The organism is Proteus mirabilis ATCC 29906 (assembly GCF_000160755.1).
GTDB lineage: Bacteria > Pseudomonadota > Gammaproteobacteria > Enterobacterales > Enterobacteriaceae > Proteus > Proteus mirabilis.
The window spans coordinates 17,788-30,879 of the sequence record NZ_GG668580.1 but is presented as its reverse complement, the minus strand read 5'-3'; the positions used below and the strand labels follow the sequence as shown (position 1 = coordinate 30,879).

The 13,092-nt window shown below is 41.8% G+C and carries 19 protein-coding genes; all 19 read left to right on the top strand.

Annotated features, from left to right (window positions below):
- Positions 1-26 precede the first annotated feature (26 nt).
- Complete coding sequence (locus HMPREF0693_RS13330; RefSeq protein WP_012367624.1) at positions 27-488, top strand: lysis protein; 462 nt, start codon at positions 27-29, stop codon at positions 486-488.
- A gap of 347 nt (positions 489-835) precedes the next feature.
- Positions 836-1,420, top strand: coding sequence for a BRO-N domain-containing protein (locus HMPREF0693_RS13325; RefSeq protein ID WP_004247494.1), 585 nt, complete (start codon positions 836-838; stop codon positions 1,418-1,420).
- A gap of 199 nt (positions 1,421-1,619) precedes the next feature.
- Positions 1,620-1,778, top strand: coding sequence for a hypothetical protein (locus HMPREF0693_RS19180; protein ID WP_004245978.1), 159 nt, complete (start codon positions 1,620-1,622; stop codon positions 1,776-1,778).
- A 33-nt stretch (positions 1,779-1,811) separates the two neighbouring features.
- Entirely contained in the window at positions 1,812-2,414 is a 603-nt protein-coding gene (locus tag HMPREF0693_RS13315; protein WP_004247495.1) for a hypothetical protein, read from the top strand.
- A gap of 2 nt (positions 2,415-2,416) precedes the next feature.
- On the top strand, positions 2,417-3,904 hold the full coding sequence (locus HMPREF0693_RS13310) for a terminase large subunit (protein ID WP_004245976.1): 1,488 nt from the start codon (positions 2,417-2,419) through the stop codon (positions 3,902-3,904).
- Positions 3,904-5,274 carry a DUF4055 domain-containing protein gene (locus tag HMPREF0693_RS13305; protein ID WP_004245975.1) on the top strand — a complete coding sequence of 457 codons (1,371 nt, stop codon included), beginning with the start codon at positions 3,904-3,906 and terminating at the stop codon, positions 5,272-5,274. The genes HMPREF0693_RS13310 and HMPREF0693_RS13305 overlap by 1 nt, the downstream gene beginning before the upstream one ends.
- Positions 5,271-6,392 carry a phage minor head protein gene (locus HMPREF0693_RS13300; protein ID WP_004245973.1) on the top strand — a complete coding sequence of 374 codons (1,122 nt, stop codon included), beginning with the start codon at positions 5,271-5,273 and terminating at the stop codon, positions 6,390-6,392. Before HMPREF0693_RS13305 ends, HMPREF0693_RS13300 begins: the two co-directional genes overlap by 4 nt.
- A 111-nt stretch (positions 6,393-6,503) precedes the next feature.
- The gene (locus HMPREF0693_RS13295; protein WP_004245971.1) at positions 6,504-7,265 is read left to right on the top strand and encodes a hypothetical protein; all 762 of its coding nucleotides are present in this window, start codon (positions 6,504-6,506) and stop codon (positions 7,263-7,265) included.
- A 13-nt stretch (positions 7,266-7,278) separates the two neighbouring features.
- Entirely contained in the window at positions 7,279-8,232 is a 954-nt protein-coding gene (locus HMPREF0693_RS13290; protein WP_004245970.1) for a major capsid protein, read from the top strand.
- A 2-nt stretch (positions 8,233-8,234) separates the two neighbouring features.
- Positions 8,235-8,519 (top strand): Ig-like domain-containing protein, encoded by a 285-nt coding sequence (locus tag HMPREF0693_RS18975; RefSeq protein WP_107033975.1) that lies wholly within the window; start codon positions 8,235-8,237, stop codon positions 8,517-8,519.
- 39 nt (positions 8,520-8,558) lie between these two features.
- A complete protein-coding gene (locus HMPREF0693_RS13280; RefSeq protein ID WP_004245968.1) occupies positions 8,559-9,038 on the top strand; it encodes a DnaT-like ssDNA-binding protein in 480 nt (159 codons plus the stop codon).
- A 2-nt stretch (positions 9,039-9,040) separates the two neighbouring features.
- A complete protein-coding gene (locus HMPREF0693_RS13275; protein WP_004245967.1) occupies positions 9,041-9,391 on the top strand; it encodes a hypothetical protein in 351 nt (116 codons plus the stop codon).
- Position 9,392: 1 nt separating this feature from the next.
- Positions 9,393-9,974, top strand: a complete 582-nt coding sequence (locus tag HMPREF0693_RS13270) for a hypothetical protein (protein ID WP_004245966.1) — start codon at positions 9,393-9,395, stop codon at positions 9,972-9,974.
- A complete protein-coding gene (locus HMPREF0693_RS13265; protein ID WP_004245963.1) occupies positions 9,971-10,372 on the top strand; it encodes a phage tail terminator-like protein in 402 nt (133 codons plus the stop codon). The genes HMPREF0693_RS13270 and HMPREF0693_RS13265 overlap by 4 nt, the downstream gene beginning before the upstream one ends.
- A gap of 45 nt (positions 10,373-10,417) precedes the next feature.
- On the top strand, positions 10,418-11,074 hold the full coding sequence (locus tag HMPREF0693_RS13260) for a phage tail protein (protein WP_004245961.1): 657 nt from the start codon (positions 10,418-10,420) through the stop codon (positions 11,072-11,074).
- Between the two features lie 51 nt (positions 11,075-11,125).
- Positions 11,126-11,431 carry a phage tail assembly chaperone gene (locus tag HMPREF0693_RS13255; RefSeq protein ID WP_004245960.1) on the top strand — a complete coding sequence of 102 codons (306 nt, stop codon included), beginning with the start codon at positions 11,126-11,128 and terminating at the stop codon, positions 11,429-11,431.
- 95 nt (positions 11,432-11,526) lie between these two features.
- Complete coding sequence (locus HMPREF0693_RS13250) at positions 11,527-11,736, top strand: DUF1799 domain-containing protein (protein ID WP_428829690.1); 210 nt, start codon at positions 11,527-11,529, stop codon at positions 11,734-11,736.
- A gap of 48 nt (positions 11,737-11,784) precedes the next feature.
- Positions 11,785-11,988: a hypothetical protein gene (locus HMPREF0693_RS13245; protein ID WP_004245958.1), complete on the top strand. Its 204-nt coding sequence runs from the start codon at positions 11,785-11,787 to the stop codon at positions 11,986-11,988.
- 53 nt (positions 11,989-12,041) lie between these two features.
- Positions 12,042-13,040 (top strand): S1 family peptidase, encoded by a 999-nt coding sequence (locus tag HMPREF0693_RS13240; protein WP_004245957.1) that lies wholly within the window; start codon positions 12,042-12,044, stop codon positions 13,038-13,040.
- Positions 13,041-13,092: the final 52 nt, after the last annotated feature.

The following is a 13,092-nucleotide window of genomic DNA, read 5'->3' as shown; positions in this document are numbered from 1 at the left end:
GCACTCTCATATCATCGGTACTAATCATGAAATACGGAAAACTCTATGCCGTCATTGCGATGGTAGGCATTATCGTGGGTAGTTATTGGGTGATTAACTGGCAAGCTAATAGGATTAATTCACTGACAGATATCAACAAAAAACTGGCCGTGGCTCTCGAAGAACAGAAGTCTATTAATACTGACTATCAAGCACGCATAATGCGATTAAATCAGTTGGATATTCAATATACGCAGGAGCTAGCGAATGCTAAGAATGAAATTAGTCACTTGCGTGATATTAGTGAGCGTCATCCAGAGCGGGTGTACATCAAAGCCGAGTGCCCCAAAGTCAAAACCACTCCCTCCACCAGCTTGGCTTATGCAACCACCGCCCGACCTACTGACACCGCTATCCGAAATTATTGGTTACTCAGAGAGCGAATTGCAGAGTCAGAACAGATGATTAAAGGGTTGCAGGATTATATCAAACAAGAATGCATGGAATAAAAAAAAGCCCAGCATGGGTGCATGGGCAAACTAACAGGATATTAATCAAAGTATAGTGATAATTACTTAGTATAGCTTAAGTAAATATATATATCAGCAATTAGATAAGTCGTTTATCCATTAAGGAGAGTGATCATATCTTGACTGCTAGGAACAGACTAGAAGTGGCTTGGCAGTGTATCGCTAAGCTGCGAACTCTACGCATTTCATTCTGTGCATTCACCGCGCAATTAAAAACACTCACAGAACCTTACAGAAAGTCGAACCTGAGAAAAACCGTTAATGGTGTTTTCTGTGGGGCGGTTATTTCTGGTGAACAGGTTCGCTTTTCTATAAGGATTTACACCATGAGCAAATCATTAGTTTTCAAAGGTAATGAAATTACTCCATTTGATAATGGTGATAATAAGATTTGGTTTACCAGCTCTCAGATGGCTAAGCTACTCGAATACAAAAATGAGAAGTCAGTAACCAATCTATATAACGCCAACAAAGACGAGTTTTCTGATGATATGACAATGGTCACTGAAACAATGACCAATGGAATAAACAACAACTTACGTAAGAAAAAGGTCAGGATCTTCTCTGTTAGAGGTGCACATCTAATCGGAATGTTAGCTAATACAGATGTAGCGAAATCCTTGCGTCGATGGTTACTTGATCTAGCTGAAAAAGAGTCAAAACCACAAACAGGGTTAGCAAACCTTGACATGAATGAGCTTAAAACCCTGACTATCAATGAGATGCAAAATAGATTAGTAGCAGCCGATAACTGGTCGTTCGAGAACTTTGGCAGGAAAGGTAGTGACTTAATGAATTTACGCAAGCGTCACTTAAAGAAAATACGCAAAGCGAAGAAGGCAATTAAAGAACTATCACAATTAACCTTGCCTGATATGGGCGAATTTCCAGATGGAGAAGAGCCAGCATGAACCACGAACAATTCATAGAGCAGAACGTACTAGCCGAGTTAAAAAAGCTCGGCTTTTCTTTACCTGTTTGTCGTAGAGCAAGTTACATGGCGGTAGATCATTATCGCCGAAGCTCTCAAGCAAGTAGAAAAGGGCGAATGTTTGACGACTGCTTACATATTGCCAAAGTGTGGGCGAGTAAGTTCGCTAAGGAGAAAGTATGACCAAACAAGAAAAAGCAAACTTATCCATTCTCTATCGTCAATTACAGCAATCACTTGAATACTTACACTGTGGAAGAGTTGATGATGGGAGAATAGTTGCTGAAATCGTCGAGCGCGAGTTAGGCAAGTTAGTCAACAAACAGAAAACCAAATAGGCCCTAGCGGCCTTTTTTATTTAAGGAATGGATATGGCTAAAAGACCAGATTGGGAGGCCATCGAGTCGGCTTACCGAGCTGGCGTGATGTCCATAAGGGAAATAGCCTCTCAATACGAGATAACCCATCAGGCGATAAGTAAGCGTGCCAAGAAAGAAGGATGGGAGCGAGATTTAAAGGCAAAGGTTAAGGCTAGGGCTGAAAACTTGGTTGCCAAAAGGGAGGTTGCCAGTCTGGTTGCCACCGAAAAGGCTATTTCAGAACGGCAACTTATTGAGGCTAATGCCGAGGTTATCGCTAATGTCCGCATGGAGCATAGAGGCGATATTCGAAGGGCTAGAGAATTAACCAACAACTTATTTGATGAACTATCTGCTGAATGTGCTGATGTGCCAGCCTTAAGAAAACTTGGCGAGTTAATGTTTAGTCCTGATGATAACGGACGCGATAAACTCAATGAAATTTATCATTCAATCATATCTCTCCCTGAGCGCGTTAAGTCAGCCAAAGCATTAAGTGAAACACTCAAAAACTTGGTTGGGCTTGAGCGTCAAGCATATGGTCTTGATGATGTTCAGCCGAATAAGACAGCTAGTCAGCTATCAGAACTAATGGACGACTTATCTAAGGAATAATCATGAAGCCAGAACATCTTGCATTATTGAGAGATAAGCTCTGGCGATTAAATCACCTCTACTGGATAACCAATAAAGAAGGCAAGCCAGTTCGATTTAAAATGACGCCTGAGCAACTCGAATATTTTGAAGGGATGCACACGCGAAACATTATCCTTAAAGCCCGTCAGCTTGGCTTCACTACTGAGGTCTGCATTATCCAGCTAGACGCAGCGTTATTTGAGGCGGCTAAATGTGCATTGATAGCCCACACACTTAACGATTCTAAGCGGCTATTTAGGGAAAAGATAAAGTATGCCTATGACAAGCTACCCGATGAAATCAAAGCGGCTAACCCAGCGAGTAATGATGCGGTTGGTGAGTTGGTGTTTAGCAAAGGCGGCTCGCTTTATATCAGCACGTCATTTCGTGGCGGTACACTCCGTTATTTGCACGTTTCTGAGTTCGGTAAGATATGTGCTAAGTATCCAGAGAAAGCCCGTGAGATTGTCACTGGCGCATTTGAGGCGGTATCAAGCGATTGTTTTACGACGATTGAAAGCACAGCGGAGGGTCGAGCAGGTTATTTCTTCGATTATTGCCAGTCTGCTGAGAAAGCGCAAATTCAGAATAAGACTCTCTCTAACCTAGACTGGAAGTTCTTTTTCTTCTCATGGTGGAAGAATCCAGAGTATGCCATTAACCCTGTTGAGCCATTACCCCAGCGGTTAGTTGATTACTTTGATGAGATAGCCAGCAAACATGGTGTTCAATTAAACGAGCGCCAGAAAGCATGGTATTACGCCAAAGAGAAAACGCTTGGCGACGATATGAAACGGGAATACCCGTCAATACCGTCTGAGGCATTCCAACAATCGGTTGAAGGCGCTTACTACGCTAAGCAATTCCGCTACCTGTACGAAAATAAACGCATTGGCACACTTCCTGATAACTCACACTTACCGGTTCACACGTACTGGGATATTGGCGTCGGTGATTCAACATCAATTTGGTTTATCCGTGAAGTGGGCGAAGAGTTCCATGTCATTGATCACTACTCAAACAGTGGTGAAGGTCTACGGCACTACATGAAAGTGTTAAAAGACAAAGGCTACACATATGCAAGTCACAATGGCCCTCATGATATCGATAACCGTGAGTTTGGTTCTGATGCGAAATCACGACGTGAATTAGCGCGTGAAGGGTACGAAATAGACGGACAAATTTACTCAATCCGATTTGAAGTGGTGCCAAAGCTTTCAGTCGATGAAGGTATCGAGGCAGTACGTGAAATTCTGCCACTTTGCGTGTTCGATGAACACAAATGCAGTGAAGGCATTGCTCATCTAGAAGCTTATCGCAAAGAGTGGGATGACAAGCGGGGCTGTTGGAAAGATAAACCGCTTCACGATTACACGTCACATGATGCTGATGGATTTAGATATTTTGCGGTGAGCAGAAGAAATACCAAGCGCCCAGCATTCGAAATTAACCTAGGAACAACCTTCTGATGAGTACAACAAATGTAGATTTCACTCGACCGGAGTATAAAACGGCTGCTCCTCAGTGGGAGTTAGTGCGCTCTGTTTGTCGAGGTGGTGAAGATATAAAAAGCTATCTTCCTGAGCTTGAAGAGCAAGATAGTGAGCGTAAAAAGAAGCGCAATAAAGATTATCAAGACCGTGCGGTGTTCTATCCAATAACGGGCAATACTCGCAACGGCATGATAGGGATGGCATTTAAAAAAGATCCCTTAGTTGCTGTCGTCGAAAAGCTGTCGTGTTTAAAAGACGATGCTGACGGGGCGGGTTCAAGTATCTATCAATTGGCTCAGTCTTCACTTGAGTCAGTATTGGAAGTCGGTCGGCATGGTCTGTATGTTGATTACAACAGTGATTCGAAACTCCCGTACATATTCCAATATCGTGCTGAAGACATCATTAACTGGCGTACAGCTCGTATTAATGGGCGCACGATGTTAACGCTGGTGGTATTGCGTGAAACGGTGGAAGAAGAGGACGGGTTTGGTTTTAAGGATGAGGTTCAATACCGTGTATTGTCGATAGAAGAAGGTAAGTTTGTCTGTCGTGTCTATCGCAAGCCCAGTGGAAGTAGCGTTTTTGAAATTTCTTCTGAGTATATACCTGCGCGTGCTGGTAACGGTGTGTGGAATGAAATTCCATTTACATTTATTGGTGCACAGAATAATGATCACACTATTGATGAAGCCCCACTTCTAGGATTGGCAAAAATCAACCTAGGGCATTATCGAAACTCTGCTGATTATGAAGATTCTGTTTTCTTCTGTGGGCAAATACAACCTTATCTAGGTGGGCTAGGAACAGAATGGCGTGACTATCTAGAAAAGAAAGGCGTTATGGTTGGTTCTCGCTCGCCAATTATGTTGCCAGAAAAAGGTTTCTTTGGTTACGCTCAGGCTCAACCTAACATGCTGGCAAAAGAAGCAATGGACAGTAAACGCGATTATATGGTTGCGCTCGGTGCTCAATTGGTTTCTGCTGATATCAAAGTTAAAACGGTTATTCAGTCTGTCGGTGAACAGAACGCACAAACCTCTATCCTGAGCATCTGTTGCTCTAATGTTTCCGATGCATGCAGTAAATCGCTAATATGGTGTGCTGAATACTTAGGTTTAGATACTGCAGGCATTTCGTTTGAGATTAACAAAGACCTCGTTAATCACATTGCCGATAGTTCGATGATCCGTGAAATCGTCGCAGCATGGCAATCTGGCGCAACGCGTAAATCTGACTTAGTGAGAAGTTTGCAGAAATATGATGTTATCGACCCCGCTGATGATGTTGATGTGGTGGTGGATGAGCTTAATAATCAAGAGCCGACAATGGTAGGTGAGACATGAGATCAGTGAATGAGCGGTTAATGGATGAATTGATTGCTCACTCCCTGTTTTCTGGTCGCTATTCTACAGGGGTGGCTAGACGCATGATAAAGGCACTTAATGAGTTTGATGCTGAATTAACTGCTTCACTTATAGTGTCTTTAGATGATACCTCCATCGATGTTAATAGTTTCACTGCAAGGCGATTGGAGTCGTTGCTGTCCAGCGTTAGAAGTATTAATAAGCGTGCAGTTGATAGTGCTTTTTCATTGTTAACAGAAGAAATGAGAGCGCATGCATTATATGAGGCTGGCTACTACCCATCACTGTTTGATGCTCTACTACCTGATGTTGTTCTACGCAAATATCCACTAATGAGCATTACAGAGGAAATGCTATTTTCCTCAGTCATGTCTCGCCCATTTCAAGGGAAATTACTTTCTGAATGGGCTGATGGATTAGAATCAGATCGCATGACACGCATAAATAACGCTGTTCGGAATGGTTATTTAAATGGTGATAGTGCGGTAGAAATCGGACGTAAAATCAGAGGACATGCAAACCAAGGTTATAAGGATGGCGTATTGCAACTAAGCCGAGCTAATGCGACGACAATAGCTAAAACGGCCATTAGCCATTTACAAGCAACAGCGCGAGATCAGTTTGCTGATGCCAATAAAGACATTCTTGATTGTAAACAATGGTTATCTACCCTCGATAATAAAACATCTCACGATTGCATTATTCGGGATAGGTTGAGATACACGCTGGAAGGTAAGCCTATTGGTCATAAAGTTCCTTATCTACAAGGCCCCGGAAAAATCCACTTCAATTGCCGTTCAACAGAAACATTGATTACTAAATCATGGCGTGAATTAGGCATTGATTTAGATGAGATGGATGCAGGAACGAGAGCATCAATGGACGGGCAAGTGCCAGCGGATACTAATTTTCTTGATTGGATACAGCGACAACCTGAGTGGCGACAGCGACAGGTGTTTGGGGAGACGCGATTTAGGTTGATGAAAGAAGGCGGCATGAATCCTTCTGAGTTTTATACTGACAAAGGTGAGTTTATTTCTCTCGAACAACTCAGGGAGATAGACAAGCAGGCATTTAGAGTGGCTGGATATAGCTAATCAATAAACCATTTAACAAGGTCACCTCGGTGGCCTTTTTTATTACCTAAACTCAGCTCAGGGCTGAGTTATTACAACGCGCTAGGCGCATCTAATCCCAAGGGGAATCACATGTTATTTATGAATATCGAACGCAAATATTATTCACAGGCTGATGATGGTTCGCAAGGTGGAGGTGGTGGAACACCGGAAATCACTCCAGAAATTCAAGCTATTATCGACCAGCAGGTTTCAGGGCTAAAGGCTAAAAACAGTGAGTTGCTAGGCAAGCTCAAAGAGCAAGGCGATAACCTGAAACGTTTTGAAGGCATTGACCCAGACACTGTGAAGGGCATGCTTAAACGCTTTGAGAATGACGAAGAAGCCAAGCTCATTGCAGATGGCAAGATTGACGAGGTTCTCAATAAGCGCACTGAGCGTTTGCGTGGTGATTTCGACAAGAAGTTAAAAGAAGCAAGCTCTAAAGCTGAAAAGGCAGAGGCGTTTGCAAATAAATTCCGTGCTCGTGTGTTAGGCGATGAAATTCGTTCTGCAGCAGGGAAAGCGGGTGCATTAAGCAGTGCTCAAGAAGATTTAATTTTACGTGCCAAAGGCATTTTTCAGATCAACGATGAAGGTCAGGCCGTAGCCGTTGATGAAGATGGCAATCCAATCATGGGCAAAGATGGTCGCACGCCATTATCACCTATTGAATGGATTGAATCCCTAAAAGAAAGTGCTCCTCACTTATTCCCCGCAGCCTCTGGTACAGATGCAGGGAAACATAAACAAGGTGGTGCACATTTTAAACGTTCTCAAATGTCCGCCAGTGACAAGGCTGATTATATTCGCCGATACGGGCGTGACGCATATTTAAAACTTCCAAAAGAGTAAGGAAATATAAGTAATGGCTACGACGACTAATAATGATTTAGTAATTTATAACGATTTAGCACAAACTGCGTTTTTAGAACGCCGTCAAGATAATTTAGCAGTATTTAATCAGGCATCAAACGGCGCAATTGTGCTGGATAACCTTTTTATTGAGGGGGACTTCCGTAAGCGTGCATTTTATCAGATCGGCGGTTCGATTGAGCATCGTGATGTAAACTCCACAGCATCTGTAGAGAACAAAAAAATCGGCGCGGGCGAATCTGTTGATGTAAAAGCACCTTGGAAATATGGTCCTTATGCAACGACAGAAGAAGCATTTAAACGCCGTGGCCGTGATGTATCGGAGTTCTCTGAGTTAGTGGGTACCGATGCGGCAGATGCTTCACTAGAGGGTTATATCAAATACTCTTTAGCTGCTTTAGGTGCCGCTATTGGCAATAACAAAGAAATGGTGGTGACTGCGGATATTGCGACAGATGGCAAGAAAACACTGACCAAAGGTTTACGCAGATATGGTGATAAGTTCAACCGCGTAAATCTGTTTGTTATGCACTCAACCACCTACTTCGATATTGTTGATCAGGCCATTGACAACAAAGTATATGAAGAAGCGGGTGTGGTTATCTACGGTGGACAGCCAGGCACATTAGGTAAGCCTGTGCTGGTAACGGATACAGCGCCAGTAGATGCCATCTTTGGTTTAGTGCCGGGTGCTGTGACTATCACTGAATCCCAAGAGCCGACTTTCCGATCTTATGAAATCAATGACAAGGAGAACTTGGAAGTTGGTTATCGTGGTGAAGGCGTGGTTAACGTTGGCGTTCTGGGCTATAGCTGGGATGAATCAAAAGGAAAAAACCCTGATTTAACACAGTTAGGCACCGCAGGTAACTGGAAGAAGCATTTCACTAGCAACAAATTAACCGCTGGCGTCATGATTAAACTGACTGCCGAAGAGGGAAAGTAACCCTGTCAGCGGATAAAACGTCCGCTATCGCTGACAGTACAGATACAGTAACGATCACTCTTAATTACACCAAGGGCAGCTCTCCAGTCGAAGGAGCTACCGTTAATTGGTCTACAACAGGTGGTAAATTAAGCGTTACTTCATCTAAGACGGGCAAAGCTGGTGGTGCGACAGTGAAATTAACTTCTGATTCACAGGGTGAATTTATTGTCACAGCCACTGTTGATGGTGTTGCACAAAATACTGATGCAATTACATTCACAGAAAAAACTTCTCCAGACGAGTAATTTAAGGGGCTTTGTGCCCCTCTTTTTTTTGAGGTGAGCATGATTGATCCTGATAAGAACTCTCCAATATTTAATAGCTACGCAAGTGTGGATGATTTGAAGAAATACGCTGAGGATAGAAATATCACTTTGGCAGATAGTGGATTAGAGGCATTACTAATTACGGCGATGGATTATCTTGAATCGCAAAAATGGTTAGGTAAACGAACTAACCCAAATCAACCTTTATCTTTCCCTCGCTCAGGGCTATCTCGCGACGGTGTTGCCATCCCAAGCGATCAGATACCAAAGCAATTAATCCAAGCTCAATGCCGTTTAGCGATTGAATCAGTAGAAAATGACCTACAGCCCACGTTAGGCGCTGAAATCACCTCAGAGCGAATTGAGGGCGCTATTACTGTGCAATATGCCGAAGGCACTAATACTGGCGCACCAAACTTTCCTTGGTTAAAAGGTTTATTGTCTGGCTTGATTGATGTCTCGGATGGATTTGCCATTAATACATTTGCAATGAGGTAGCCATGAACATTTATCAACGTGGGCAGAGTACAGCATTAAGGATGTTGAAAAAATATGGCGTTTCCTATCAGGCTAAGCGTGATGGTAAGCATTGGGTTGATGATGAGGGGCAGGAACACTTTGAGCCAGAAACGTTATTTTCTGTTGTCGGGGTAAAAACGCAATATAAACCTTACGAAATCGATGGCACGCTTATTCTCTCTACGGATATTAAAATGATACTTCCTCCAGATATTGATATTCAGAAAGGGGATAAGGTGCTTGTCGATGGCGTTTGGTTGCGCGTTCATGAACCGAACCCTGTTAAACCCGCTGATATTATTATCTGCTATCAGTCTCAACTGAGGGCGTGACATGTCAGATCAGTTCATGAAGTCGATTAATATCTTTATCGACAAATCTAACGCAAATATTGAAACGGTTGTCAAAAATACAGGGTTTAAAATATTAGCGAAGCTTGTTGATATGTCACCTGTTGGAAATCCTGAATTATGGGAAGTTAATAGGGTTGCCTCAAACTACAATAAAGCAGTTTTTGAACATAATGAGTATCTAAAACAAGATCCTAATAATTTAACACCAAAGCGACGTCAATTAAAAAAGCGTGTTCGTGTTAATGACTCTATGGATATTTATGTTCCTCCTGGTTATACAGGGGGGCGGTTTAGAGGTAATTGGCAGGTGTCATTTGATGCCCCAGCGGAAGGCGAGACGGGGCGCATAGATAAGTCAGGCAATATGACAAAGGCGTTAGGCAACGTTGTTATTGAACAATTTAAGGTAGGAATGAAAGCTATCTATTTCACAAACAATGTGCCTTATGCTTACCGCCTTGAAATGGGGCATTCGAAACAAGCACCTAACGGTATGGTTGCTGTGACTGCTGAGGAATTTAGTCAGTTTTTCAACTCTGCCGTATCGGAAACTAAATCATGAATCAGTCGACAATTAATACTGAAATACGAAAGCTGGTGGCGAGCATTGGCAAGGATTTAAATCTTAAAATCGCATGGCCCAATCTTCCTTTTAATGATATTAACGATCCCTATCTTCAACTCCATGTCATGCCAGCAGAAACGGATAACATCGGGTTATCTCTGGATATGCCTGTTTATCGTGGTGTTATCCAAATTAACGTAGTTGGGAAAGTAGGGGGTGGGGACGCTAAGATATCAACTATTGCTGATGACGTTAAAAACAGATTAGAAAATGGATTAACATTAGGGGAGGGTATCTACATTAACGGAGAGCCTAGCCAGTTCCCTCCAATTTCAGATGAAACAAATTATACCATTCCTATTCGTGCATCCTATCGATGTAATGCAATCCGATAACACCGCTTAATTGCGGTTTTTTTATACCTAAAATAGAGGTTAACAATGGCCTATAACATTCCTAATGGGTCGCGTGTTTACGTCGCAAGTAAATACGATGACGAAATTAAAATTACCGAGGCAACTAATGCCGAAGAAGCCGTACTAACAGTTGATGATGTGGGTGACATTGCTAAAGGCGATATTGTTCATGTTACATCTGGCTGGAAAAAAGCTTCGGGTGCTTTCCGTGTTGCAAGTGTCGCTGAATCTAAAATCACCTTAGAAGGTGTCGATACCAGTGATAAAAATGTGTTTCCTGCTGGTGGCGGTACAGGAACATTAAAGAAAGTACTATCATGGGAAGTCATGCCACAGGTAATGACACTATCTACCGAAGGTGGGGAACAGCAAACTCAAGAGGTTCAATTCCTTGAAGATGAGCAGGCAGAAACTATCGATACCTATAAAAATGGTGTTGTACAGGTTTATACCTTTGCTCACGATGCCAAGTTGCCTATCCGTAAGTTATTAACAAAATTGGACGACAGTAAGCAAGTTACTGCAATCCGATTCTTCAATAAACGCGCAGAAGAAGATCGCTATTACACAGCTTCAATTTCATTCCAACGTGTGCCAAACACCGCTATCAACGAAGTTGAAAACGTAACAGCGCGATTCTCACTTAAATCTGAAATGCAGATTTACACCAGCGCATCTTAACCAATAAATACTCACAACAGCCCCGAATCAGGGGCTTTTTAAGGATTTACAATGCCTAAATTTACACTCGTCCCAAATCCAACCTTCAAAGCTAACGTTAAAATTCCTGTTGCTGGCAAAGAAAAGCCAGAAGTAGTTACATTCACATTTAAACATCACTCAGTAAGTGAGCTTGATGGAATGCGAGAAAAACCTATTTCTGAGTTCTTTGAGCAGATTATTGCTGACTGGGCGATCGAAGAACCATACAACAAAGAAAATTTAAACATATTGTTAGATAACTACCCTTCAGCCTCTCGTGCTATTTCATCAACGTATTACAACGAACTGTTAGGTAACCGCGAAAAAAACTCCTAACGGTCGCCGAGGCAATGTATGGCGGAATGAGTTCAAAAGAATCGACTGAGTTCGAGCGCGCTTTTGGCTTTCCGCCTGATATTGATGATGTTGAGGTGTGGCCTGATGTTTGGGATTCGTACCAAGTATTTTCAGCCATGAATACACAGTGGCGTGTAGGCATGAATGGTATCACTGGGCTGGATTACACCCCGTTAAGCCAAGTGATGGACTTATTCAACATCAAAGACAGAGCGACCGTGTTTAGCGATTTGCGGATTATGGAAGCTAAGGCGTTAGAGGTGATGCATAAGAGGTCACAATAATAATCTAATCAGTGGTAAGCGTCGATTGGTAAGCGGGAAGAGAAAATTATGAATAAACTAAATAAATTAACTACAGAAATGCTCTTTTTTAAAAGTGAGAATAAAGATGTCAATTATTTAGAAGGTGGTGGTATTTTTATAGAAGATAAAAACATGTCTCTTTTGTATAAGAAAGTGATGGAATTAGAAATTAAGCTTCAAGAATTATCACATTCTATATCACAAAACTTAAGTCAAAAGTGGATAAGTTAAAATTCATAAATTAAATTAATATTCTTGTTTAATATTCAAAGGGTATTAATTAAATGAAACAGCCAAGTAATCCCATAGAAATACTCGTTCATAGTACTGTTAGGATCGAATGCTTAAAGGGTAGTAAAGGTGCTTCGTCGGGAACTGGGTATATATTTTGTTTCTTAGAAGATGAAGAAAATGATAAATCATGTCCATGTATAGTAACAAATAAACATGTTCTTAAGGATGGGGTTGAAGCGATATTTCATCTAACATTGCGAGATAAGGACGGTAACCCAGATTTAGGGAATCACGAAGCTATAAGAATAAAAGATCTAAATGATTATGTAATATTACACCCTAATGATGATATTGATTTAGCTATTATCCCCATAGGTATGATATTAAATTCTGCAGAAGCTCTTGGTAAAAATTTTCATTACTCCTCTTTTGGTAAAGGTTTTATTGTAAGTAAAGAACTACTTAGTGAGTTATCCCCTATGGAGGATATCGTTATGATTGGATATCCGAATGGTCTTTGGGATACCGCTCATAACTTACCTATTATACGAAAAGGCGTTACAGCAACAGATGTTAGGTTGGATTTAAACGGAGAGCCTGAATTTATGATAGATGCAGGTGTTTATCCAGGTTCAAGCGGCTCACCCGTTTTTTTAGCTAATATAGGTAGCTATATGGATAAGGATGGATGCCTTTGTGCAGGGAGTCGAATTGCTTTATTAGGAACTGTTTATGCAGTTAATCAGTCACCAGTTTTGATAACATCAAAAGACCAAGACCAAAACCAAGACCAAAACCAAGACCAAGATAAAGAGGGCTATTCCAAAACTAGTATTGATGGAGCATTCCCTAATAGCTTGGGCTACGTCATAAAAGCATCAGAGCTATTGGCCTTTGATGATGTGCTTTTGGGTTTTATAGAAAAACTAAAAGATAGAGATGCTAAAGGGGTGTGGGATAAGAGTGATAATGCACCACAATCAAGAAATTCCCCTTGCCACTGCGGTAGTGGTAAAAGATATAAAGAATGTCACGGCAAATTAAACTAGAATCGAACCCACTCCGGTGGGTTTTTTATTGCCTGAAATCTACAACCTATTG

Bases quoted from the DNA above. Each gene is read 5' to 3' on its own strand.
- HMPREF0693_RS13330 (WP_012367624.1), top strand. From the start codon at position 27: ATGAAATACGGAAAACTCTATGCCGTCATTGCGATGGTAGGCATTATC.
- HMPREF0693_RS13315 (WP_004247495.1), top strand. From the start codon at position 1,812: ATGGCTAAAAGACCAGATTGGGAGGCCATCGAGTCGGCTTACCGAGCT.
- HMPREF0693_RS13270 (WP_004245966.1), top strand. From the start codon at position 9,393: ATGTCAGATCAGTTCATGAAGTCGATTAATATCTTTATCGACAAATCT.
- HMPREF0693_RS19180 (WP_004245978.1), top strand. From the start codon at position 1,620: ATGACCAAACAAGAAAAAGCAAACTTATCCATTCTCTATCGTCAATTA.
- HMPREF0693_RS13280 (WP_004245968.1), top strand. From the start codon at position 8,559: ATGATTGATCCTGATAAGAACTCTCCAATATTTAATAGCTACGCAAGT.
- HMPREF0693_RS13300 (WP_004245973.1), top strand. From the start codon at position 5,271: ATGAGATCAGTGAATGAGCGGTTAATGGATGAATTGATTGCTCACTCC.
- HMPREF0693_RS13255 (WP_004245960.1), top strand. From the start codon at position 11,126: ATGCCTAAATTTACACTCGTCCCAAATCCAACCTTCAAAGCTAACGTT.
- HMPREF0693_RS13265 (WP_004245963.1), top strand. From the start codon at position 9,971: ATGAATCAGTCGACAATTAATACTGAAATACGAAAGCTGGTGGCGAGC.
- HMPREF0693_RS13290 (WP_004245970.1), top strand. From the start codon at position 7,279: ATGGCTACGACGACTAATAATGATTTAGTAATTTATAACGATTTAGCA.
- HMPREF0693_RS13310 (WP_004245976.1), top strand. From the start codon at position 2,417: ATGAAGCCAGAACATCTTGCATTATTGAGAGATAAGCTCTGGCGATTA.
- HMPREF0693_RS13240 (WP_004245957.1), top strand. From the start codon at position 12,042: ATGAAACAGCCAAGTAATCCCATAGAAATACTCGTTCATAGTACTGTT.
- HMPREF0693_RS13245 (WP_004245958.1), top strand. From the start codon at position 11,785: ATGAATAAACTAAATAAATTAACTACAGAAATGCTCTTTTTTAAAAGT.
- HMPREF0693_RS13295 (WP_004245971.1), top strand. From the start codon at position 6,504: ATGTTATTTATGAATATCGAACGCAAATATTATTCACAGGCTGATGAT.
- HMPREF0693_RS13305 (WP_004245975.1), top strand. From the start codon at position 3,904: ATGAGTACAACAAATGTAGATTTCACTCGACCGGAGTATAAAACGGCT.
- HMPREF0693_RS13325 (WP_004247494.1), top strand. From the start codon at position 836: ATGAGCAAATCATTAGTTTTCAAAGGTAATGAAATTACTCCATTTGAT.
- HMPREF0693_RS13275 (WP_004245967.1), top strand. From the start codon at position 9,041: ATGAACATTTATCAACGTGGGCAGAGTACAGCATTAAGGATGTTGAAA.
- HMPREF0693_RS13260 (WP_004245961.1), top strand. From the start codon at position 10,418: ATGGCCTATAACATTCCTAATGGGTCGCGTGTTTACGTCGCAAGTAAA.